Annotated in this window: 17 protein-coding genes; 16 read left to right on the top strand and 1 reads right to left on the bottom strand. The window is 58.7% G+C overall.

What is annotated here, in order from left to right; all coding sequences use genetic code 11:
• The first annotated feature begins 186 nt into the window (after positions 1-186).
• The 13 genes from yaaA to ACA079_RS04595 all read left to right on the top strand — a co-directional run bounded on the left by yaaA (position 187) and on the right by ACA079_RS04595 (position 18,442).
• Positions 187-966 (top strand): peroxide stress protein YaaA, encoded by a 780-nt coding sequence (gene yaaA / locus ACA079_RS04655; RefSeq protein ID WP_497702722.1) that lies wholly within the window; start codon positions 187-189, stop codon positions 964-966.
• An 806-nt stretch (positions 967-1,772) separates the two neighbouring features.
• Positions 1,773-3,089, top strand: a complete 1,317-nt coding sequence (locus tag ACA079_RS04650; RefSeq protein WP_497702721.1) for a nucleotide sugar dehydrogenase — start codon at positions 1,773-1,775, stop codon at positions 3,087-3,089.
• Positions 3,090-3,299: 210 nt separating this feature from the next.
• Positions 3,300-4,781 (top strand): mannuronan synthase, encoded by a 1,482-nt coding sequence (gene alg8 / locus ACA079_RS04645; RefSeq protein ID WP_497702720.1) that lies wholly within the window; start codon positions 3,300-3,302, stop codon positions 4,779-4,781.
• A 35-nt stretch (positions 4,782-4,816) separates the two neighbouring features.
• Positions 4,817-5,986, top strand: a complete 1,170-nt coding sequence (locus ACA079_RS04640; RefSeq protein WP_497702719.1) for a PilZ domain-containing protein — start codon at positions 4,817-4,819, stop codon at positions 5,984-5,986.
• Positions 5,987-5,998: 12 nt separating this feature from the next.
• Positions 5,999-7,405 (top strand): alginate biosynthesis TPR repeat lipoprotein AlgK, encoded by a 1,407-nt coding sequence (gene algK / locus ACA079_RS04635; RefSeq protein ID WP_415773322.1) that lies wholly within the window; start codon positions 5,999-6,001, stop codon positions 7,403-7,405.
• Positions 7,402-8,886 carry an alginate export family protein gene (locus ACA079_RS04630; RefSeq protein ID WP_497702718.1) on the top strand — a complete coding sequence of 495 codons (1,485 nt, stop codon included), beginning with the start codon at positions 7,402-7,404 and terminating at the stop codon, positions 8,884-8,886. The genes algK and ACA079_RS04630 overlap by 4 nt, the downstream gene beginning before the upstream one ends.
• Before the next feature lie 26 nt (positions 8,887-8,912).
• Positions 8,913-10,502 (top strand): mannuronan 5-epimerase AlgG, encoded by a 1,590-nt coding sequence (gene algG / locus ACA079_RS04625; protein WP_497702717.1) that lies wholly within the window; start codon positions 8,913-8,915, stop codon positions 10,500-10,502.
• A gap of 10 nt (positions 10,503-10,512) precedes the next feature.
• Complete coding sequence (locus ACA079_RS04620; protein ID WP_497702716.1) at positions 10,513-11,961, top strand: alginate O-acetyltransferase; 1,449 nt, start codon at positions 10,513-10,515, stop codon at positions 11,959-11,961.
• A gap of 7 nt (positions 11,962-11,968) precedes the next feature.
• Positions 11,969-13,093: a mannuronate-specific alginate lyase gene (locus tag ACA079_RS04615; protein ID WP_497702715.1), complete on the top strand. Its 1,125-nt coding sequence runs from the start codon at positions 11,969-11,971 to the stop codon at positions 13,091-13,093.
• Positions 13,094-13,308: 215 nt separating this feature from the next.
• Positions 13,309-14,874 carry an MBOAT family O-acyltransferase gene (locus ACA079_RS04610; protein ID WP_415773317.1) on the top strand — a complete coding sequence of 522 codons (1,566 nt, stop codon included), beginning with the start codon at positions 13,309-13,311 and terminating at the stop codon, positions 14,872-14,874.
• A gap of 11 nt (positions 14,875-14,885) precedes the next feature.
• Complete coding sequence (locus ACA079_RS04605; protein WP_497702714.1) at positions 14,886-16,061, top strand: alginate O-acetyltransferase; 1,176 nt, start codon at positions 14,886-14,888, stop codon at positions 16,059-16,061.
• A 17-nt stretch (positions 16,062-16,078) separates the two neighbouring features.
• Positions 16,079-16,732 carry an alginate O-acetyltransferase AlgF gene (locus tag ACA079_RS04600; protein ID WP_046045934.1) on the top strand — a complete coding sequence of 218 codons (654 nt, stop codon included), beginning with the start codon at positions 16,079-16,081 and terminating at the stop codon, positions 16,730-16,732.
• Between the two features lie 258 nt (positions 16,733-16,990).
• Positions 16,991-18,442 (top strand): mannose-1-phosphate guanylyltransferase/mannose-6-phosphate isomerase, encoded by a 1,452-nt coding sequence (locus tag ACA079_RS04595; RefSeq protein ID WP_497702713.1) that lies wholly within the window; start codon positions 16,991-16,993, stop codon positions 18,440-18,442.
• Positions 18,443-18,524: 82 nt separating this feature from the next.
• Here ACA079_RS04595 and ACA079_RS04590 read toward each other — a convergent pair whose 3' ends face one another.
• Complete coding sequence (locus ACA079_RS04590; protein ID WP_497704280.1) at positions 18,525-21,383, bottom strand: RHS repeat domain-containing protein; 2,859 nt, start codon at positions 21,381-21,383, stop codon at positions 18,525-18,527.
• Between the two features lie 182 nt (positions 21,384-21,565).
• Here ACA079_RS04590 and ACA079_RS04585 point away from each other — a divergent pair, with 182 nt between their 5' ends.
• Genes ACA079_RS04585 through ACA079_RS04575 form a run of 3 tightly spaced genes read left to right on the top strand, consistent with a single transcriptional unit; the run spans position 21,566 to position 23,285 of the window.
• Complete coding sequence (locus ACA079_RS04585; RefSeq protein WP_046053202.1) at positions 21,566-22,030, top strand: hypothetical protein; 465 nt, start codon at positions 21,566-21,568, stop codon at positions 22,028-22,030.
• Positions 22,031-22,062: 32 nt separating this feature from the next.
• Positions 22,063-22,890 (top strand): SDR family oxidoreductase, encoded by an 828-nt coding sequence (locus tag ACA079_RS04580; RefSeq protein ID WP_347803138.1) that lies wholly within the window; start codon positions 22,063-22,065, stop codon positions 22,888-22,890.
• Positions 22,887-23,285, top strand: a complete 399-nt coding sequence (locus tag ACA079_RS04575) for a DUF4440 domain-containing protein (protein ID WP_497702712.1) — start codon at positions 22,887-22,889, stop codon at positions 23,283-23,285. Before ACA079_RS04580 ends, ACA079_RS04575 begins: the two co-directional genes overlap by 4 nt.
• Positions 23,286-23,411: the final 126 nt, after the last annotated feature.

Below are 23,411 nucleotides of genomic sequence, written 5' to 3'. Positions count from 1 at the left end.
GATCAAAAGATCGCAGCCTCGCTTCGCTCGACAGCTCCTACAGATGTACGCGCACCGTAGGAGCTGTCGAGCGAAGCGAGGCTGCGATCTTGTTCCATGACACCACCGATCACCTATGACGCTCATAGCTGGAGTCAACGCAGACAACCCCCTAGAATCGCCCCCACGATTAAAGGAGACGACTTCATGCTGATGGTGATTTCCCCCGCCAAGACCCTCGATTACGAAACACCGCCGGCGACCCAGCGCTTCACCCAGCCACAATACCTCGACCATTCCCAGGAGCTGATCCTGCAATTGCGCGAGCTGGCCCCTGCGCAAATCAGCGAGTTGATGCACGTCTCCGACAAGATCGGCGGGCTCAACGCCGCGCGTTTCGGCAGCTGGACGCCCGCGTTCACTCCGGAAAACGCCAAGCAGGCACTGCTCGCCTTCAAGGGCGACGTCTACACCGGGTTGAATGCTCAAACCTTCAGCGAAGCCGATTTCGATTACGCCCAGCAGCACTTGCGCATGTTGTCCGGCCTGTACGGCCTGCTGCGCCCACTGGACCTGATGCAACCGTATCGACTGGAGATGGGCACCAAACTGGCGAATACCCGTGGCAAGGACTTGTATGCCTTCTGGGGCACACGAATCAGCGAATGGCTGAACGAAGCCCTGGCCGATCAAGGCGATGATGTGCTGCTGAACCTGGCCTCCAACGAGTACTTCTCGGCGGTCAAACGCAACGCCCTGAACGCGCGCATCATCAATACCGAATTCAAGGATCTGAAGAACGGCCAGTACAAGATCATCAGCTTCTACGCGAAAAAGGCCCGCGGCATGATGAGTCGCTTCGTCATTGAAGAGCGCATCAACGACCCGCAAGCCCTCAAGCAGTTCGACGTACAAGGTTATCGCTACAGCGCCGAGCAGTCTAAACCGGACAATCTGGTGTTCCTGCGCGATCACGCCCCCGAGTAAGCACCCGATTGGTGCACGCCTCATTAACGGGTCGTGCGCCACGTCCAATCGTCCTACAATACCCCGCCTCATTCGTCATTTTACTGACGCCAAAAATCAATCACCCGATTTTCTAACTTTAGTTTCACTCGACTTTGCTGAATTTTTTCAGTAGTGGCACTGAAATTTTTTATCGGTAGTGGCACATAACTATCTAACCCAACAATAACCCTATGTATCAAGGGCGAAACAGGCGTTGCTATCAATATGAAAGCAGTGCCATCTTTTTCAATATTTCAAGAAATTTCAGAATTCGCGATGGGCGGACAGGAACTATGTCCAAATGCGTCGTTCATACCACCGGTAACCATTCTCTCTGAGCTTGTACGAGATAACTTACGCAGAGAAGAGATTCACATAGCAAAGTTGTCACATTAACTTCTGCTTACTGATCCCTGATTTGGGCAACACATGAAGGACAGGAGATAAGCATCTTGAATATCCCCTACAAGGCCAAGGCTGCGCCCCTATAAACGTGCTCACCTGAGCACCCAACCGCTTGATTTACGGGCTTCTGCCTGGCATTGAGCGCGCAAGACCTTTGCACGAATGTCTTCTGATTAGAAGATCTGCTGCATAACAGGGCACGCCATAACAATAAAAGCCTAGTTGCGCACATTTTGAGTGAACTTATTTAGACACTCGGAACTTATATGCCTGCACGCGGCATTGTTGCGCCTTTAAGGCGCACTTCCGAGTGCACTATCACCGCTGAACACCATTAACTCCGGCCATGTAATGGCTTGATAAACACAGAGGTAATTGCGATGCGCATCAGCATATTTGGTTTGGGTTACGTCGGCGCAGTATGTGCCGGCTGCCTGTCTGCACGGGGCCATGACGTCGTTGGCGTCGATGTTGCCAAAGACAAAATCGATATGATCAACGCCGGTAAATCGCCGATCGTTGAACCGGGTCTGGGCGAGCTTCTGCAGAAGGGTATCGAGACGGGCAAATTGCGCGGCACGACCAACTTCGCCGAGGCGATTCGCGACACCGACCTGTCGATGATCTGCGTCGGCACGCCGAGCAAGAAGAACGGCGACCTGGAACTGAACTACATCGAAGCTGTGTGCCGCGAGATCGGTTTTGTCCTGCGTGACAAGACCACCCGTCACACCATCGTGGTTCGCAGCACCGTACTGCCAGGCACTGTGGCAAACATCGTGATCCCGATCCTCGAAGACTGCTCCGGCAAGAAAGCCGGTGTCGACTTCGGCGTTGCAGTGAACCCTGAGTTCCTGCGTGAAAGCACCGCGATCGCCGATTACGACCTGCCGCCAATGACTGTTATCGGCGAGTTCGACAAGGCTTCCGGCGACGTTCTGCAATCGCTGTACGAAGAACTCGACGCTCCGATCATCCGCAAGGACATCGCAGTGGCCGAGATGATCAAGTACACCTGCAACGTGTGGCACGCCACCAAGGTGACCTTCGCCAACGAGATCGGCAACATCGCCAAGGCCGTCGGCGTCGATGGTCGCGAAGTGATGGAAGTGGTCTGCCAGGACAAGACGCTGAACCTGTCCCAGTACTACATGCGCCCTGGTTTCGCGTTCGGCGGTTCCTGCCTGCCAAAAGACGTTCGCGCCCTGACCTACCGCGCCGGTTCCCTGGACGTGGAAGCACCGCTGCTGAACTCGCTGATGCGCAGTAACGAGTCCCAAGTGCAGAACGCCTTCGACATCGTTTCCAGCCACGGCAAACGCAAAGTCGCCCTGCTGGGTCTGAGCTTCAAGGCCGGTACTGACGACCTGCGCGAAAGCCCGCTGGTTGATCTGGCAGAAATGCTGATCGGCAAGGGTTACGAGCTGAGCATCTACGACACCAACGTCGAATACGCCCGTGTCCACGGTGCGAACAAGGATTACATCGAGTCGAAGATCCCTCACGTCTCGTCCTTGCTCAACGCCGATTTCGACGACGTGATCAACAACTCCGACGTGATCATCCTTGGCAACCGTGACGAGAAATTCCGCGCCCTGGCGCAGAACGCTCCACACGGCAAGCAAGTGATCGACCTGGTCGGTTTCATGTCCCAAGCCACCAGCGTTAGCGGTCGCACCGAAGGCATCTGCTGGTAATGCGGTCGTAGGAGCTGTCGAGTGAAACGAGGCTGCGATCTTTCCAGGTCCACTTGAGTTTCAAGCGAAAGATCAAAAGATCGCAGGCTTCGCCAGCTCCTACAGGATTTCTGGCGTCATCCAAACCGGGTGTCGCCAGTTTTCGTAAGCCTGCCTTAACCCCATCGGGCCACCCCACAGGCTCGCCCGAGATAGAGACGGATGCAGATTATGCACAGGCTAAAGCACGGCCTACTTCAGGTCGCCGGTTGGCTGTTTTACCTAAGTTTATTGATGGGCATCGCCATGGCGTTGCCTGCGTCCACGTTCGACTCCGAGTCGAAGGACTTCATCTTCCTGATCGGTATCGTCGGTATCTGGCGCTACTCGATGGGTGCTACGCACTTTCTGCGCGGCATGCTGTTTCTGTACGTGGTCTACCCGCACCTGCGGCGCAAAGTGCGCAAGCTGGGTAAAGCGGCAGACCCGTCCCATGTGTTTCTGATGGTCACCAGTTTTCGTATCGACGCGCTGACCACCGCCCAGGTCTACGCCTCGGTGATTCGCGAAGCGATCGACTGCGGCCTGCCGACCACCATGGTCTGCTCCATCGTGGAAATGTCCGATGAGAAGCTGGTGAAAAGCCTTTGGGCCCGGATGAACCCACCGGCTCGCGTCAAGCTCGACTTCGTGCGCATTCCCGGCACCGGCAAGCGCGATGGCCTGGCCTACGGTTTCCGCGCCATCTCCCGCCACCTGCCGGACGACCGCGCAGTGGTTGCGGTGATTGATGGCGACACCGTGCTCGCCGAGGGCACCGTGCTCAAGACCGTGCCGTGGTTCCAGCTGTTCGGCAATGTCGGCGGCCTGACCACCAACGAGTTCTGCGAAGTGCGCGGCGGCTACATCATGAGCGAGTGGCACAAACTGCGCTTCGCCCAGCGCCACATCAACATGTGCTCGATGGCCCTGTCCAAGCGCGTGCTGACCATGACCGGGCGGATGTCGGTATTCCGCGCCACTGTGGTGACCAACCCGGACTTCATCGCCGACGTGGAAAGCGACTCGCTGCAACACTGGCGCCTGGGTCGCTTCAAGTTCCTTACCGGTGATGACAAGTCGAGCTGGTTCAGCTTGATGCGCCTGGGCTACGACACGTTTTATGTGCCGGACGCCGCGATTCACACCGTGGAACACCCGCCGGAAAAAAGCTTCATCAAGGCCAGTCGCAAACTGATGTTTCGCTGGTACGGCAACAACCTGCGGCAGAACTCCCGCGCCTTGGGCCTGGGGATGAAACGTCTCGGCCTGTTCACTTCGGTGGTGCTGTTCGATCAGCGTGTGTCGATGTGGACCTCGCTGCTGGGCCTGACCGTCGCGCTCATCGCCACCTTCAAGTACGGCGCCGCGTTCATCCTGGTTTACCTGCTGTGGATCGGCATTACCCGCCTGATCCTGACTGTGCTGCTGTCTTTGTCCGGTCACACGATCGGCCCGGCCTACCCGGCGATTCTCTATTACAACCAGATCGTCGGCGCGCTGGTGAAGATCTACGTGTTCTTCCGCCTCGACCAACAGTCCTGGACTCGCCAGCCCACTTCCCTGACCCGTGATCTCGCCAGCTTTCAAGGTTGGTTCAACACTTGGTCGTCTCGGACCATGACCTTCTCCGCCGGCAGCATTTTTGTTGCTGTGCTGCTGATGATGGTCTGACCGAACTCGCCTGAATTAACTAGGAAATCGTCCATATGAATACCGCCGTCAACGCCAACGTAGTGCATGAATCAGAAGCCCAGCGCCAGCACGCCCGGGTAAAAATCCCGGCCAAGCTGCGCTTCTACGGTCCTGACCGGACCCCGGTAGAAGCTCGGGTCCTCGACCTCTCCGCTGGCGGCCTGGCTTTCAACGCCGGTCAGCTGCCACTGAAGATCGGCGACGTGTACAAGGCTCGTTTGCAGTTCGTCATCGATAACCTCGGCCTGGCCATGGACGTCGAGTTACTGGTGCGCTCCCACGACCGCGAAACCGGTCGTACCGGTTGCCAGTTCCAGAACCTCGAATCTCAGGACATTTCCACCCTGCGCCACCTGATCACTTCTCACCTGGCCGGCGACATCGTCACCATGGGTGAAGTGCTGGCCACCCTGCAACGCGACAACTTCACCAAGGCGCGCAAGGTCAAGGATGGCGGCCACGGCATGACCCCGTTCGGTCGTCTGCGTGCAGTGACCTTCAGCCTCGCGATTTTCCTCGTCGGCCTGACGGCATTCGGTTTCATCTTCAAGTCGGTGTACGGCATGTACTTCGTCAGCCACGCCCAGGCCGGTCTGGTCAGCGTAGCGGGCATGAACATCACCATGCCGCGCGACGGCACGGTGCAGAGCCTGATCAAACCCGACGGCGTTGCGGCCAAAGGCGCTCCGCTGGCGACGTTCAGCACCAGCATGCTCGACGTACTTAAGGGCCATCTGGACGAAGACCAACTGCAACCAGCCAAGGTTGAAGAACTGTTCGGCAAGCAAATGACCGGCACCCTGACGTCGCCGTGCGATTGCACCGTGGCGCAGCAAATGGTCGCCGACGGTCAGTACGCCAGCAAAGGCGACGTAATCTTCCAACTGGTGCCGCGTAACAGCGAAGCCAACGTTGAAGCGCGCTTCTCCTATCGCCAGTTCGGCGACGTGCTGCCAGGCAGCTCGGTCAGCTTCCAGATCGCCGGCGAAGACAAAACCCGCTCCGGCACGATCATCAGCAGCACCAGCCTGAAAAGCGCCGACCTGTCGTCCGACATCCGCGTGCAGATCAAGCCTGACGAGCCGCTGGACAGCAAATTCGCCGGCCGCCCAGTTGAAGTCAACGCCACCCGTGGTCCGAACCTGAACTGGCTGATCGACAAAGCCATGGCCGCCGGTCGATAAAAACAAGAGGACATGCCCGTGACTAGCCCACTCAGAATCCTGCCAGTCCCGCTGACTCTGGCCATGGCAATCGCCCTGGCCGGATGCGCCGGCCTGCCCGACCAGCGTCTGGCCAACGAAGCCCTCAAGCGCGGTGATACCACGCTGGCGGCGCAGAATTACCAGCAACTGGCAGACCTGGGCTACAGCGAAGCACAGGTTGGCCTCGCCGATATCCAGGTCGACAGCCGTGACCCGGCGCAGATCAAGAAAGCTGAGGCGACTTATCGCGCCGCGGCCAGCGTTTCCCCGCGGGCTCAGGCTCGCCTGGGTCGTCTGCTGGTGGCCAAACCCGGCTCCACCGAAGCCGAACAGCACGAAGCCGAAGGCCTGTTGAAGAAAGCCACTGCTGCAGGCGAAGGCAACACCCTGATCCCGCTGGCGATGCTGTACCTGCAATACCCGCACAGTTTCCCGAACGTCAACGCGCAACAGCAGATCAGCCAATGGCGCGCCGAAGGCAAGCCGGAAGCGGGCCTGGCCCAAGTGCTGCTCTATCGCACCCAGGGCACTTACGACCAGCATCTGGACGAAGTGGAAACGATCTGCAAAGCCGCGTTGAACACCACCGACATCTGCTACGTCGAGCTGGCCACGGTCTATCAGAAAAAAGCCCAGCCAGAGAAACAGGCCGAGCTGATCAAGCAAATGCAAGCCGCTCAGGCTCGCGGCGCGGTTTCCGCCCAGCGGGTGGACAGCGTGGCTCGCGTACTGGGCGATGCATCCCTGGGCACGACCGACGAGAAAACCGCGCAGTCGCTGCTCGAAGGCATCGCACCCGGCTACCCCGCTTCCTGGGTCAGCCTGGCGCAACTGCTCTACGACTTCCCGGAACTGGGTGACGTCGACAAGATGATGAAGTACCTGGACAACGGCCGCGCCGCCGACCAGCCGCGCGCCGAACTGTTGCTGGGCAAGCTCTACTACGAAGGCAAAATGGTGCCGGCCGACGCGAAGGTCGCCGAAGAACACTTCAAGAAAGCCGTCGACAGAGAAGTGGCCGCCGATTACTACCTCGGCCAGATCTACCGTCGCGGTTACCTGGGCAAGGTCTATTCGCAGAAAGCGCTGGACCACCTGCTCAAAGCTGCGCGTAACGGCCAGAACAGCGCCGACTTCGCCATTGCCCAACTGTTCTCCCAAGGCAAGGGCACCCGGCCCGACCCGCTTAACGCTTATGTCTTCAGCCAATTGGCCAAGGCCCAGAACACCCCGCAAGCCACCGAGCTTGCGCAAACACTCGAAGCCCAACTGCCGCCTGCCCAGCTCGCCGAGGCCCAACGCCTGTTGAAACAAGAACAGGCCGTTCGTGGTGCCTTGAGCCAGAACACGCTGGAACTGCATGCCCTGGAAGAAGAAGACGGCGAGGAATCCCTATGAAGTTGAATCCATTCGTTAAGGCCGGTATTGGCCTGTCATTCGCGCTGCTGTGGTCGTGCCCGACCCTGGCGGCCCTGACTGAAAGCAAGAACTACGGCCTTGACGTGAAAGTCACTGCCCAGTCCGAAGACGACACTGACCTCGGTACGCAGAGCGGCGGCGACGTCAATGGCGTCGGCCTTGACTTGCGCCCATGGATTTATGGTGAGAGCGGTGCGTGGAGCGGCTACGCCATGGGTCAGGCCGTGACGTCCACCGACATCATCGAGACGGACACCCTGCAACAGTCCGACAGCGACGGCACCCAGGCCACCGACAACGGTGATCGCAAGAGCAAGAAAAACTACCTGGCGATGCGTGAGTTCTGGGTCGGCTACAGCGGCCTTACGCCCTACCCCGGCGAGATGCTCAAGCTCGGTCGCCAGCGTCTGCGCAATGACGATGGCCAATGGCGCGACACCAACATCGAAGCCCTGAACTGGACCTTCGACACCACCCTGTTGCGTGCCAACGCCGGTGTTGCCGAGCGCTTCAGCGAGTACCGCACCGACCTCACAGAGCTCGCGCCGAAGGACAAGGATCGCCTGCACGCCTACGCCGATGCGGCGTATCAGTGGAACCCGGGCAACTGGGTCGGCATTCGTGGTCACCACACTCACGATGACGGCAAGCTCGATACCGCGCAGCCAGGTGTCCCCGCCGATTCTCTGGACAAGAAAGAGAATGGCGATATCAGCTGGATCGGCCTTACTGCCGACAGCGATGCCTACAACTGGCGCAACACCAACACCGTCAATTACTGGGGCAGCGTCACAGGCATGAGCGGCGACCGCGACAAGGTCAACCAGCTCAACCCCGATGGCACCGCTCCGACACAAGCCAAAACCAGTGGCGATGTTGATGGCTGGGCCACTGACCTGGGCGTGCGTCTGCGCCTCGATCCGCAATGGCAAGTCGGTGCAGCCTATGCCCGTGCCAGTGCCGATTACGAACAGAACGGCCTGCAAAGTAACCGCTCGAACTACACCGGTACTCGCTCGCGGGTTCACCGTTTCGGCGAAGCCTTCCGTGGCGAAACGAACAACATGCAGAGCGCTACCTTGTTCGGTTCATGGATGCTCAACGACGAATACGACGCCAGTGTGATCTACCACAAATTCTGGCGCGTCGACGGCAACAAGCCGGTCAGCAACGGCATCAACGCCGTCCAGAACGACCCCGACGACGGAACCGGCGCCGAGCTCTCGAGCACGTCCCTGCCGCTGGAAAATGGCAACAAAGACCTCGGTCAGGAAATGGACGTGGTCGTCACCAAGTACTTCAAGCAAGGCCTGCTGCCCGCTTCCTTGAGCCAATCGATCGATGAGCCTTCGGCCCTGGTGCGGTTGCGTGGCGGTGTGTTCAAGCCGGGCGATGCGTATGGCAAAGGCGTCGACTCGTACATGCACCGCGCGTTTATCGACGTGATCTGGCGCTTCTGATGCGAACCGCTAAGGGAGTTCCTGACATGAACAGTCCGAAGAGAGGCTCGATAACCTTGCTGGCCGGCGCGATGTTGCTGGCCAGCACGGCAGCCTTCGCCACGGTGGAGCCGGCCTCGCCCGTTCAAAAAGGCCAGCCGGCGACCATTGCAAAAGGGTTGCAACAGGCCAAGACCTACACCGTCAGCAGCGCCCCGACCGCGCCGCTGGAGTTGGCCAAGCCGAAACTGCCGGACACCTCCGGCTACACCGCCGAGGCTATCGCCGCGAAAGTCGTGCGTACCAAGCCCGGCAAAATCAGCGTGCGCCGGATGATGCAGGAAAACGCCCTGAAGGACTTCATCGGCGGCGATAACAAGATGGCTGAATGGGTGGTGCGTCAGCACGGTATCCCGCAGGCCATCTTCGTCGACGACGGCTACATGAACCTCAAGGATCTGGCCAAGAAAGTACCCAAGCAGTACTTCAGCGAAACCTCGCCGGGTGTGTTCCTGGCGAAGTTGCCGATCGTGGTGGGTGAGAAAGGTATCCTGGAAATCGACAAGCAGACCCAGGAACTGCGCCTGTCCCAAGAGGCCGGTTCGTTCCTGGTCAACGACGGCCAGCTGTTTGTGCGCGATACCAAAATCACTGGCTGGAGCGAAAAGGCAAACGGCCCGGCTGCCTTCAAGTCGCCGAAGGAATTCCGTCCGTTCCTGCTGTCCTGGGGCGGCACCGAGACCTACATCGCCAACAGCAAGATCGCCAGCTTCGGCTACGCCAACAGTAAGTCCTATGGCGTGAGTATTTCCCAGTACACGCCGAACATGGCCAAGGTGCTCAAGCGCCCTGAACCGACCGGCTGGATCGTCGGTTCCGAGTTCTCGGACATGTGGTACGGCTTCTACTGCTACGAAACCCAGGACTTCGTGGTCAAGGGCAACACCTACAAAGACAACATCGTCTACGGCATTGACCCGCATGACCGTTCCCACGGTCTGATCATTGCAGACAACACGGTGTTTGGTACCAAGAAGAAGCACGGGATCATTATTTCCCGTGAAGTGAACGACAGCTTCATCTTCAACAACCGCAGCTACGACAACAAGTTGTCGGGCCTGGTGATCGACCGTAACAGCAGCAACAACCTGATCGCCTACAACGAGATCTACAAGAACCACACCGACGGCATCACCCTCTACGAGAGTGGCGACAACCTGCTGTGGGGCAACAAGGTGATCAGCAACAAACGCCACGGCATCCGGATTCGTAACAGCGTGAACATCCGCCTCTACGAAAACCTGTCCATGGCCAACGGCCTGACCGGTGTCTACGGACACATCAGGGACCTGACCGACACCGACCGTGACATCAAGCTCGATCCGTTCGATGCCCAGGTGTCCCTGATCGTGGTCGGCGGCGAACTGGCCGGTAACGGCAGCGGCCCGCTGTCCATCGACTCGCCGCTGAGCGTCGAGTTGTATCGCGTGTCCATGCTCGCCCCGACCAAATCCAGCGGAATCAGCTTCAACGGGATTCTCGGCGAGCGCCAGGATGAAATTCTCGACCTGCTGGTACGCCAGCAGAAAGCCGTGCTGATCGACCCTGTCGAACGCCAGACCGAAATGCGGGACTGAGGATAATTTTATGCACTCACACTTGATCAAATTACTCAGCTTGTCGGCCCTGACCGCCGGCATTCTCGCGGCCAGCGGCGGCGCTCGTGCCGATGAAGCCAAAGCACCTGCCTTCAGCGCCGAACCGTGCTGCAACCTGTGCCCGGAAGCCCACGACGCGAAGAACTACACCACGCGTTACCAGCAGAACTTCACCACGCTGGTGCAGGCTCAGGGTGATTGGTTGTTCCGTACGCAAGAAGACTTGCGCACCGAATTCGACACCACCCCCGGTGGCTACAAACGCATGAAAGAACTGCACGATGCGTTCAAGAGCAAAGGCATTGAACTGGTCATCGTTTACCAGCCGACCCGTGGTCTGGTGAACCGCAACAAGCTCAACCCGGAAGACAAGGCCAAGTTCGATTTCGACAAGGCCCTGAAGAACTACAAGACCATGCTCGGCCGTTTCGCCGCCATGGGCTACACCGTGCCGGACCTGTCGCCGCTGACCAACGAGTCGCTGCCTGACACCCTGCCGGCCCACGATTTCTACTTCCAGGGCGACCAACACTGGACGCCGTATGGCGCCCAGCGCACGGCGAAAATCGTCGGTGAGCAAATCAAGAACATGCCGGCCTTTGCCGACGTGCCGAAACGCGAATTCGAGAGCCATAAGTCGGGTCGCATGGGCAAGACCGGAACGTTACACAACATGGCTGGTCAACTCTGTGGCACTAGCTACGCGATCCAGTACATGGATCAGTTCACCACCGAGCCGAAAGGCGAAGCAGCTGATGGCGATCTGTTCAGTGACTCCGGCAATCCGGAAGTCACCCTGGTCGGTACCAGCCACAGTGGCAAGAACTACAACTTCGCCGGTTTCCTCGAAGAGGCCATCGGCGCCGACATCCTCAACGTGGCGTTCCCCGGCGGTGGCCTGGAAGGTTCGATGCTGCAGTACCTGGGCAGCGAAGAGTTCCAGACCAAGCCGCCGAAGATTCTGATCTGGGAATTCTCGCCGCTCTATCGCCTCGACCAGGAAACCATCTACCGCCAGATGATGGCGCTGCTGGACAACGGTTGCGAAGGAAAGGATGCACAGATGACCGGTAGCACCACGTTGAAACCGGGCAAGAACGAATTGATGGTCAACAGCAAGAACCTGAACCTGCAAAACAGCAGTCACCAGGTCGACATCCGCTTCGCCGATCCGTCGGTGAAAGTCCTGCAAGCCACCCTCTGGTACATGAACGGTCGCCACGAGGACATCAAGATCGAAAAACCGGAAACCTCCGATACCGACGGGCGTTTCGCCTTTGAGTTGCGCACGGACGAAGACTGGGCCTCGCAGAATCTGCTGGCCGTCGAAATCCAGGGCCCTGAAGCAGGTGCCGCGCCACAGAAAGTCGAAGCGAAAATCTGCAAACGCAACGTGTTCCCTGGCGCTGGGCAGCGTACCGCTCAGACCGGGCAATGAGGCAACTATGCAAACCCGAACTTTGAAAAGATTGATCGCACCGTCCCTGTTGAGCCTGGCCATGTTTGCCGGTGCGACACAGGCCGCCGCGCCACTGCGTCCGCCACAGGGATACTTCGCGCCGATTGAAAAAGTCAAAACCGGCGACAAGAGCGAAGGCTGTGATGCGATGCCGACGCCGTACACCGGCTCGCTGCAATTTCGCAGCAAATACGAAGGTTCCGACAAGGCCCGTTCGACCCTGAACGAGGCTTCGGAAAAAGCCTTCCGTGACACCACGGCCGACATCACCAAGATTGAGCGCGGCACCAGCAAGCGCGTAATGCAGTACATGCGTGACGGTCGTCCGGAACAGCTGGAATGCACCCTGAATTGGTTGACCGCCTGGGCCAAGGCCGATGCGTTGATGTCCAAGGACTTCAACCACACCGGCAAGTCCATGCGCAAATGGGCGTTGGGCAGCATGGCGTCGTCCTATATTCGCCTGAAGTTCTCCGACTCGCATCCGTTGGCGAACCACCAGCAAGAGTCGCAGTTGATTGAAGCCTGGTTCAGCAAAATGGCTGATCAGGTAGTCAGCGATTGGGACAACCTGCCGCTGGAAAAAACCAACAACCACTCGTACTGGTCCGCCTGGTCGGTGATGGCAACGTCCATCGCCACCAACCGCCGCGACCTGTTCGACTGGTCGGTGAAGGAATACAAAGTCGGCGCCAATCAGATTGACGCCCAGGGTTTCCTGCCCAACGAACTCAAGCGCCAGCAACGCGCCCTGTCCTATCACAACTATGCCCTGCCGCCACTGTCGATGATCGCCAGTTTTGCGCTGGTCAATGGTGTGGACTTGCGTCAGGAAAACAACGGCGCATTGAAACGTCTGGGTGATCGAGTGCTCGCGGGTGTCAAAGACCCGGAAGAATTCGAGAAGAAGAACGGTAAGGAACAGGACATGACCGACCTGAAAGAGGACTCGAAATTCGCCTGGCTCGAACCGTTCTGCACGCTCTACACCTGCTCGCCGGATGTGCTTGAGAAAAAGCACGAGATGCAGCCGTTCAAGACTTTCCGCCTCGGGGGTGACCTGACCAAGGTCTTCGACCCGGCGAGTGAAAAAGGCAAAAAAGGCTCCTAGAGCCAAACGCAAAACCCTGTAGGAGCCGAGCTTGCTCGCGATTGCGGTCTGACATTCAACATCGATGTCGACTGACACTCAGTCATCGCGAGCAAGCTCGGCTCCTACAAGGGTCAGTGTCAGGCATGAATTGTGTGTTACGCCCTCCGGCTTTTCGATGGGGGGTTTGGGGGGGCTGCGGCCCTTGACTGTTGGTTAAACATGGAGAGACCGGGATGGTATTTTCATCCAACGTGTTCCTGTTTTTGTTCCTGCCGATCTTTCTCGGCATGTACTACTTAAGCGGAATACGCTATCGCAACCTGCTGCTGCTGATCGCCAGCTACGTGTTCTATGCCTGGTGGCGTGTGGACTTCCTTGCGCTGTTCGCAGCCGTCACCCTGTGGAACTACTGGATCGGCCTCAAAGTCGGTGCCGCAGGCGTTCGGACCAAACCGGCACAACGCTGGTTGCTCCTGGGCGTGGCCGTCGACCTGTGCATTCTCGGCTACTTCAAGTACGCCAACTTCGGCGTCGACAGCATCAACGCGATGATGACCTCCGTCGGTCTGTCGCCGTTCATCCTGACCCACGTGCTGTTGCCGATCGGGATCTCGTTCTACATCTTCGAGTCCATCAGCTACATCATCGACGTCTACCGTGGTGACACGCCGGCGACCCGCAACCTGATCGACTTTGCCGCTTTCGTGGCGATCTTCCCGCACTTGATCGCCGGTCCGGTGTTGCGCTTCCGCGATCTCGCCGACCAGTTCAACAACCGCACCCACACCCTCGACAAGTTCTCCGAAGGTGCGACGCGATTCATGCAGGGCTTCATCAAGAAGGTCTTCATCGCCGACACTCTGGCGGTCGTGGCCGACCATTGCTTCGCCTTGCAGAACCCGACCACGGGCGATGCCTGGCTCGGCGCGCTGGCCTACACCGCGCAGCTGTATTTCGACTTCTCCGGTTACAGCGACATGGCAATCGGCCTGGGCTTGATGATGGGTTTCCGCTTCATGGAAAACTTCAAACAGCCGTACATCAGCCAGTCGATCACCGAGTTCTGGCGTCGCTGGCACATCAGCCTGTCCACCTGGTTGCGTGACTACCTGTACATCACGCTGGGCGGTAACCGTAAAGGTACGCTGATGACCTATCGCAACCTGTTCCTGACCATGCTGCTCGGTGGTCTGTGGCACGGCGCGAACATCACGTACATCGTCTGGGGCGCCTGGCACGGCATGTGGCTGGCGATCGAAAAAGCCCTCGGCCTGAATACCTCGCCGCGCAGCATCAACCCGATCCGCTGGGCGCTGACCTTCCTGCTCGTGGTCATGGGCTGGGTGATCTTCCGCTCGGAAAACCTGCACGTCGCCGGTCGTATGTACGGTGCGATGTTCAGCTTCGGCGAATGGTCACTGTCGGAACTCAACGCGGCCAGCCTCACCGGCCTGCAAGTGGCGACGCTGGTGGTGGCTTACATGACCCTGGCGTTCTTCGGCATTCGTGACTTCTACAGCAACCTGCCGCCTGAGAAGACCAAGCCTGTTGTGAACGTCGAGGCCGATGGCCCGGCTGCCGCTACGCCTGGAATGATCAAAGCCGTACCGGGCGACAACCCGGGCAGCATCCACGAACCTGGCTACACCGTCGGCGCTGAAGCGACTGTGCAACCGGCCTACTGGACTGCGGACTGGTCTCGTTACGTGATGCGCACGCTGGTACTGGTGCTGTTCATCGCCTCGATTTTCAAACTCTCGGCGCAAAGCTTCTCGCCGTTCCTTTACTTCCAGTTCTGAGGGATCTGACTATGACCCGCTCATTACGCATCCTCTACATCGCCCTGTTCATGGTGACGCTGTTGGTCCTGGGCCTGTGGTCCACGCGCAGTTTCCTCGGCTTCAGTACCTCTGCCGAAACGACGGTGCTCAACGGCCGCTGGACCAAAGCCGTGGAGACGCATTACGACGAAGAGTTTCCGATCAAGCGCCTTGGCACCAACCTTTGGGCTGCGCTGGATTTCAAACTGTTCAACGAAGGTCGTCCGGGCGTCGTGCTCGGCCGCGATCAGTGGTTGTACAGCGATGAGGAATTCAACCCGATCGTCAACGAAGAACTGAACCTGCAAGGCAACTACGCGCTGGTTGAAGGCGTGCGCCAGGAACTCAAGGCGAAAGGCGTGAAACTGGTCATGGCGATCGTGCCGGCCAAGACTCGCCTGTATCCGGAACACCTGGGTGAAGTGAAGCCTTCGAGCATCCACGCCAACCTCTATGAGGACTTCCACGCTCGTGTGGCGGCCAACAAGATCCTCGCTCCCGACCTGTTTGGCCCGATGCTGAAAGCCAAGCTGGACGGTCAGCAAGTGTTCTTGCGCACCGACACCCACTGGACCCCGGAAGGCGCGCAAATCGCTGCCGAGACCCTGGCCAAAACCATTACCGAGAAAACCCCGCTCAGTGGCGAGCCGCAACACTACGTCACTGAACCTGCGGAGAAGGTGACGCACAAGGGCGACCTGCGGTTGTTCTTGCCGCTGGATCCGCTGTTCGAAAACCTGATGCCCAAGCCTGAGCCGTTGCAGAAACGCAACACCGTGGCGGCACAAGACCAGCCGGCCGGTGATGACGCCCTGTTCGCCAACACTGAAGTGCCGGTGGCCCTGATCGGCACCAGCTACAGCGCCAACCCCAACTGGAACTTCGTCGGTGCGCTGAAACAAGCGCTGAACAGCGACGTAGTCAACTACGCCGAAGACGGCCACGGCCCGATTCGGCCAATGCTCAGCTATCTGAAAAGTGATGCTTTCAAGAACAGCCCGCCACAGGTGCTGATCTGGGAGTTTCCTGAACGTTATCTGCCTGTGAACAACGAAATCGGTGACGCCGACCCGCAGTGGGTCGCAGAGCTCAAAGAAGCCGGCGCTCGCCAACAAAACGTAGCAGCAAACACTAAATCCGAGACGCCCGACCGGGCGCAAAACTGAAAGAGAGAGGTACTACCATGACTTTCACTACTACTCCTCGCCGTCTCGCCAAGACCTTCGCACTCGTTGCTGGCATGAGCGTGTTGTCGATGTCCGCCTTCGCCGGCGACGCCGCACTCTATGGCCCGACTGCACCGAAAGGTTCGAGCTTTGTACGTGTCTACAACGCCGGTAACGCTGAAGTCAGCGCCACCGTCGGCACCACCAACCTGGCCGAAGTCGCGCCGCTGTCCAGCACCGACTTCAGCTTCATGCCGGGCGGCGACTACAGCGCCAAGGTCGGTAGCCAGTCCCTGCCGGTGAAACTGGCCGGTGATCACTATTACACCCTGGTCAACAACGCCAGCGGCGCACCGCAACTGATCGAAGAGCCGCCGTTCAAGAACAAGCAGAAATCCCTGGTTCGCGTACAGAACCTCAGCGACAAGGCCCTGACCCTGAAAACCGCTGACGGCAAGACCGAAGTGGTCCCTACCGTGGCCGCCAAGGGCCGTGGCGAGCGTGAAATCAACCCGGTTAAAGTCAGCCTGGCGCTATACGATGGCGACAAGAAAGTCGGCGACGTGAAACCGGTTGCCCTGGAACGTGGTGAAGCCGCCGTGCTGTACGTGACCGGCAGCGGCAGCAGCCTGGCGCCAGTCTGGGTAAAACGCCCGGTTTCGACGCGCTAATCATTTTGTCAGGACGGTGATCCCTGTAGCAGCTGGCGAAGCCTGCGTCCGGCTGCGCAGCAGTCGTAAAACCGGCATATGCGGTCTTTCAGAGAGACCGAGTTGCCAGCATTACGACCGCTTCGCGCTCGAACGCAGCCTCGCAGGCTCGGCAGCTGCTACAGAAATCGGTGAACCGACCTGGACGCGGAATAAGAACAAGAGTGAAACGACAGAACGCAGTAGCTCTGACCCATACGATTTTCAAGGAGTAACAACATGATTCCGGTGATCTTGTCAGGTGGTAGTGGCTCACGTCTTTGGCCGCTTTCGCGCAAACAGTTCCCTAAGCAATTCCTCGCCCTGACCGGCGAACAAACATTGTTCCAGCAAACCCTGGAACGCCTGGTGTTCGAAGGCATGGACACCCCCATCGTGGTCTGCAACAAGGAACACCGTTTCATCGTCAACGAGCAACTGGGCGCCCGTAAACTGGACGTACAGCGCATCCTGATGGAACCGTTCGGCCGCAACACCGCGCCGGCCGTGGCCTTGACCGCACTGATGCTGGTCAACGAAGGTCGCGACGAGTTGATGCTGGTGCTGCCAGCCGACCACGTGCTGGAAGATCAGAAAGCCCTGCAACGCGCCCTGGCCCTGGCCACTGTCGCTGCAGAAAACGGCGAAATGGTGCTGTTCGGCGTACCGGCCACCAAACCGGAAACCGGCTACGGCTACATCAAGTCGGCCAATGATTCGCTGCTGCCCGAAGGTGTCAGCCGCGTTTCGCACTTCGTCGAAAAACCGGACGTGAAACGCGCCACCGAGTTCGTCGAGTCCGGCGGTTATTTCTGGAACAGCGGCATGTTCCTGTTCCGTGCCAGCCGTTTCCTCGAAGAGCTGAAAAAACACGATCCGGACATCTACGACACCTGCGTGCTGACCCTGGAACGTAGCGAGCAGGATGCCGACACGGTCGACATCGACTCCGCCACCTTCGCTTGCTGCCCGGACAATTCCATCGACTACTCGGTGATGGAAAAAACCCAGCGCGCCTGCGTTGTACCGCTGACCGCGGGCTGGAGCGATGTCGGCTGCTGGTCGTCGCTGTGGGAAGTGAATGAAAAAGACGCCAACGGCAACGTCACCAAAGGCGATGTGGTCATTCAGGACAGCAAAAACTGCATGATCCACGGCAACGGCAAACTGGTGTCGGTGATCGGCCTGGAAAACATCGTGGTCGTCGAAACCAAGGACGCCATGATGATCGCCCACAAGGACAAGGTCCAAGGCGTGAAACAGATGGTCAACACCCTCAACGAGCTGGGCCGTAGCGAAACCCAGACCCACTGCGAAGTCTATCGTCCGTGGGGCTCCTACGACTCGGTAGACATGGGCGGCCGCTTCCAGGTCAAGCGCATCTCGGTCAAACCGGGCGCGTGCCTGTCGCTGCAGATGCACCACCACCGCGCCGAACACTGGATCGTGGTCAGCGGCACTGCTGAAGTGACCTGCGACGAAAACGTGTTCCTGCTCACTGAAAACCAGTCGACCTACATCCCGATCGCCTCGGTCCACCGCTTGCGCAATCCGGGCAAGATCTCGCTGGAAATCATCGAAGTGCAATCGGGCAGCTACCTGGGCGAAGACGATATCGAGCGGTTTGAAGATATCTACGGTCGCTCTACCCCGATCGAACGCGGCGTATCGGTGAAAACCATCGCGCAGTGATTGATCTGTAACACAAGAAGCCCCCGTCCAACCCGCTGCGTTTCCCTTTCCGCAGCGGGTTGGGTGGGGGCTTTTTTTTGCATCAGCCTTTTGACAATTGCCGAGCGGGAGCTGACCTGGACATTCCATTCAGTGATTGTCGTCTTCCGGCATAAGGCTTGGGCGCGACAAGCTCAATGAAATCCTGGTTTCGGTTCAACGTCTGAACCACCGTCTGCGTCTGCATCGAGAGCTCAGCGATACGCTCGAAGGTTTCCGGATCCGCGCTACCGGAAACGGCGAACTCAGTTTTGATTGCCTGCATTCTGAACTCCAGCATATCGATCACTGCTGGCGTCTGGTCGTAAGCCTCGCTAAGCGGTTCCGCTTTCAGCCCTTGCGATGCCTGGTAAAACTCCCGACCTGTCTTGATCAGGCCCGGCGCTTCCGATCCCAGTTTACTGGCCACCTTTGCGACAACTTTATCCACAACCGCGGTGGTGACTTTTTTCCCCAATTGCTTACGCCCTTCACGTGTCCGCGGGTCAACCGCCGACAGCTCAAGCTTTGCCGTTGCAAGACTGTATTTCTTTTTGGGCTCAACGCGCTCGATGAATGCTTTAGGATTCATTTCGTTACCCTTGAAGTTGATCGAACGGTCCAGTTGATAGGTGTCCACCACCTTGGAAATCAAAGCATTTGCTGCCTTGGAGCCGACTTTCGCCCCGACCTTGGCCCCCAGCGTTGCGCCCCACGGACCTATCAACCTACCCAAGGCACCGCCTGCCGCAGTACCCGCCGATGTACTGGCAGCACTGACGGCACTGCTGGCAAGCTGGGTAACGACTCGCCTGCCCAAAGCTTTGAGCCGATGCTGCGTATAGGTGTGGTTAAGCATTGAATTTTTGAGATCAGAAGCGGCTCCTCCAACCGACGAGACCAAGGCTTGTTGCTTGTCCAGGCTTTGGCTCAACTCTGAAGCTTCGGTCTTTCCACCGCCGTCGCTATCGACATAATTCATGGGCGAGTTACCGACCATCTGATACAGGTTCGGCCCATCGACGAACCCCTTGGGATCAGGATTGAGCCAGCGCTGCAACCACGGCACGTAATAACGCAGACCGTAGTAATAAAGCCCGGTGGCATCCCGTTCTTTGCCCGAGTAACGAATGACTTTGTAGCTGACCTCAATCACATCATCCCCGGCAAACCAGGCCGTTGCGCCAAACGGGTAGTAGATTTCCCGACTGATGATTCGCGCGTCATCCGCAAGCTCCAAGGTGCAAGAACTCAAATGGTCGACGAGGCTGTAACGGTATTGATCGTTGGTGCCGGACGGTGGGTCGCTTTCCCAATGCAACAGCCGAACGGTGTTGAGGCCGGCCTGCGCGGTGATGACCTGCAGCACCTCTCCGGTGCCACTGTCGGTGCGCAGCTCAAGTCCTGGCAAGTAACGCACTTCAGCCACTACGGTTCGGGCATTGGTCTGTAACGAGCGAATCTTGCGCACGCGCTGACCACCGCCATCGTAGACATAGGACTCCCTGTCATTGAGCCCCGAGTCGCGTTCCACCGGGCTGAGCAATTGCAATTGGTTACGCAGATCCCAGGTCAAAAACGGTCCCTGGTCCAGCTCCAGACAATTGCCTCTTTTGTCGAACGCGAAGGCGATTTCTTCCTCCGTGGGCGGTACGCCGTTGCGCCAGGGCAGACATCGATTGCTATCACGCGCGGCCTTCAATTTATGTCCTGGCCCCTGCGCGCCGACATGCGTCAGCTCTCGCAAATTGCCACCCTCGTCGTAACAATAGGTCTGATGGTAATTGCTGAGCGCCGCCGGATCGACTCGCCCCACCGATGCCGGCCCCTGATTCGCACTCCCCGCTTCCCAACCAAATGCCTCGATCAGTTGGGAAAGGCTGTCGTAAACAAAACGACTGACCGGATCGATACGCTGGTTGGCGAAGTAACGCACCGGCAATGCCTTGTCCTCGATGCTGAGGACGTTGCCCATTCGGTCATAGTCATAGATCAGATGCTGCAACCACCGAGCTCTCGCGTCGTGCGCCTGGCGCTCCATCAACAAACCGTCTTCAGCGCGGTAAAGGAGGGTTGTTCGTACCTCGTTGCCGGCAGTTTCGTGCGTCACTTGCCCCTCGGCGTTGTACTGGATGTCGCTGACCAGCGTTTGCCAGGTGCTCAGTCCGTGAAGTTGCAGACGCGTCTCACGCAAGCGACCGTCAAGGGTCAGGCTGAAGACCTGGCGGTTTTCCTTGGCATCGACCTGTTCCAGCACATCATTGAGCGGACCGAAACTCCACGTCGAGGCGGCCCCCTTCCCCGGCTCAAGCAGCCGCTGGCGATCGGCTTCCAACGCCGGCCAGTCAGGTGTAACAGGGTCCAGGGTGAAGTGACGGACTTGTTTCACACATTGGTTGGTAATCGAAAATGCTTCGAAAAGCACCGTCCCGGCGGGGTCGTCATGACGGATCAACTGCCCGCATTGATTCTGGACGCCATGATCGGAACCGCCATAGGCCATGCGTTCAACCGCCCTGCGCCGCTCGGTCGCATCCTCCTCGAATATCACCACGGGACGAAGCAAGTCGTCGTAGTCGACCTCACGTCCGGTGCCTCGGCTGTCCCACCCCTGCAAAACCTCATTGCCCAGACCTGGCAGGTTGAGCTGCCAACCGGCATCGACGCTGTCAGTGAACAGCGCGTTACCCGACAGCGAAAACACCGTCGTGAGGTTGGCGCGCCTCAGCGGATCTTCTTTTGGCAGCGCCCAAAGCCGAGGATCCCACTGTTCAACGGCACGTCCTGCAGCATCGTAAAAGGTGCGATTGATGCGTGCCTGAGTGGGCTTGTCTTCGACCTCACGCCAGTAATCAACCGAACGGATCGGCAGACCTCGCGGGTCGACAACGGACAATCCGGGTGTTTTGTGGTGCATTCCCATCGTCGAGGCCTGCATGCCGGTCGCGTCCCTGTTTGCCAGCACTCATCTAACCGCTCGTGGGCAGGCCAGGCTACTGTCAGAAATTACAGTGCCGACCAACGGCAACAGACCTTGATCGACGAATGTCCATTCCTTCGGCCCTTCGGTAGGATGGTGGTCATGAGTTCAAGGAGCGTTCAAACATGTTCATCGGCGTCCTGCTGGTCATCACCTGGCTGATTTTGTTGCTGCGCTACCCGACCAAGGCGTTACCGGTCTCCGTGGCGGCGGCCATCGGATTGGGTGTGGTGGCAACGTGGGTGATCTGGATGGACAACCGCGAGGTCAAGCAACTGGCGCGCCTGGAGTTGCGCATCACTTACGCACCAGAACAGTGCCCGGCCGATCGCCCACTGCAACTGAAAATGAACAACGGCAACGACGTACCGCTGACCGAACTGCGCTGGCGCATCGCGGCCTATGCGCCGGGCGACACGGTCAATCTGGCCGACAATCAATACGCCGCACCGCGCTATCGCGGCCCCGGCGAACTGCAGGCCGGTGCGAACTGGGAAGACTGTTTGCCCCTGCCGCCGCTGCGCCCTGGCTATCGCCCGCAAACGCTGGAGTTTCGCGCCGAGCGATTGCAAGGTAGTTTCTCCGACTAATTCTCTTCCTCTTTTTGCACAAGGACCGCGCCATGCCCGTTGCGTTGATTACCGGTTGTTCCAGCGGCATTGGCCGCGCCCTTGCTGATGTTTTCAAAAATGCCGGATACGACGTCTGGGCCAGCGCCCGTAAGACAGAAGACGTGGCGGCGCTGGCCGCTGCCGGTTTCACCGCCGTGCAACTGGACGTCAACGACGGCGCGGCGCTGGAACACTTGAGCGAGCGCATCAACCAGCAACATGGCGGCCTCGATGTGCTGATCAACAATGCCGGTTATGGTGCCATGGGGCCGTTGCTCGACGGCGGTGTGCCGGCCATGCAACGGCAATTCGAAACCAACGTGTTCGCCATCGTCGGCGTCACCCGCGCCCTGTTCCCGGTGCTGCGTCGCGCCAAGGGTCTGGTGGTGAACATCGGCAGCGTGTCCGGGGTTTTGGTCACGCCGTTTGCCGGCGCCTATTGCGCCTCGAAAGCGGCGGTACATGCCTTGACCGATGCGTTGCGCATGGAACTGGCGCCGTTTGGCGTGCGGGTCATGGAAGTCCAGCCGGGCGCCATCGCCTCGAGTTTTGCCAAGAATGCCGGCCATGAGGCGGAGCAGTTGATTACCGAACAATCGCCCTGGTTTCCGCTGCGTGAAGGCATTCGCGCACGGGCCAAGGCCTCCCAGGACAACCCGACCCCGGCCAGTGAATTTGCCGCCGGTTTGCTCAAGGCCGTACAGCAGAGCAAACCACCGCGCCTGATTCGTCTGGGCAATGGCAGTCGGGCGTTGCCGTTGCTGGCGGGGTTGTTGCCTAAAGGGCTGCTGGAGGCGGGGTTGATGAAGCGGTTCGGGTTGAAGGGGCAACTTCCATGACCGACTACACCGAATACTTTGACGAAGTGATCCACGCCCACGTCGCCATCGAGCAATGGTTGGCCGAGGATCAAGACGAGCCGGCGCTTGAACAGTTGCTGGCGCGTTTTTCGCCGCAGTTTTCCATGGTCTCGCCGTTGGGCCGGGTGCTGGATTTCGACGCGTTGAGTGAGTTGTTTTTGATGGCGGGCGGGAAGAAGCTCGGGTTCAGAATTCAGCTCAGCGAGTTGCGTGGCATTGCTCAGTACGACGGTGGTGCAACGGTGAGTTATCGCGAACAGCAGACGGATGCGACGGGGCTGCACTCTGATCGGCGGTCGACGGTGGTGTTTGAGAAGCAGGCGGATGGCAAGGTGGTTTGGCGGCATTTGCATGAGACGTTTTGCAAAGGCTGAACTGCCGCTATTTGTCAGTGGGACCGAGTCGCCTTCATCGCGAGCAAGCTCGCTCCCACAGGGGAGTTGCGTCGGTCATCAAATCAGCATCTGAACTCGGTCAATGTGGGAGCGAGCTTGCTCGCG

It is taken from the genome of Pseudomonas sp. LBUM1645 (assembly GCF_059716185.1).
The sequence above is the reverse complement of the archived record's forward strand: the minus strand, read 5'-3'. Positions and strand labels throughout refer to the sequence as shown.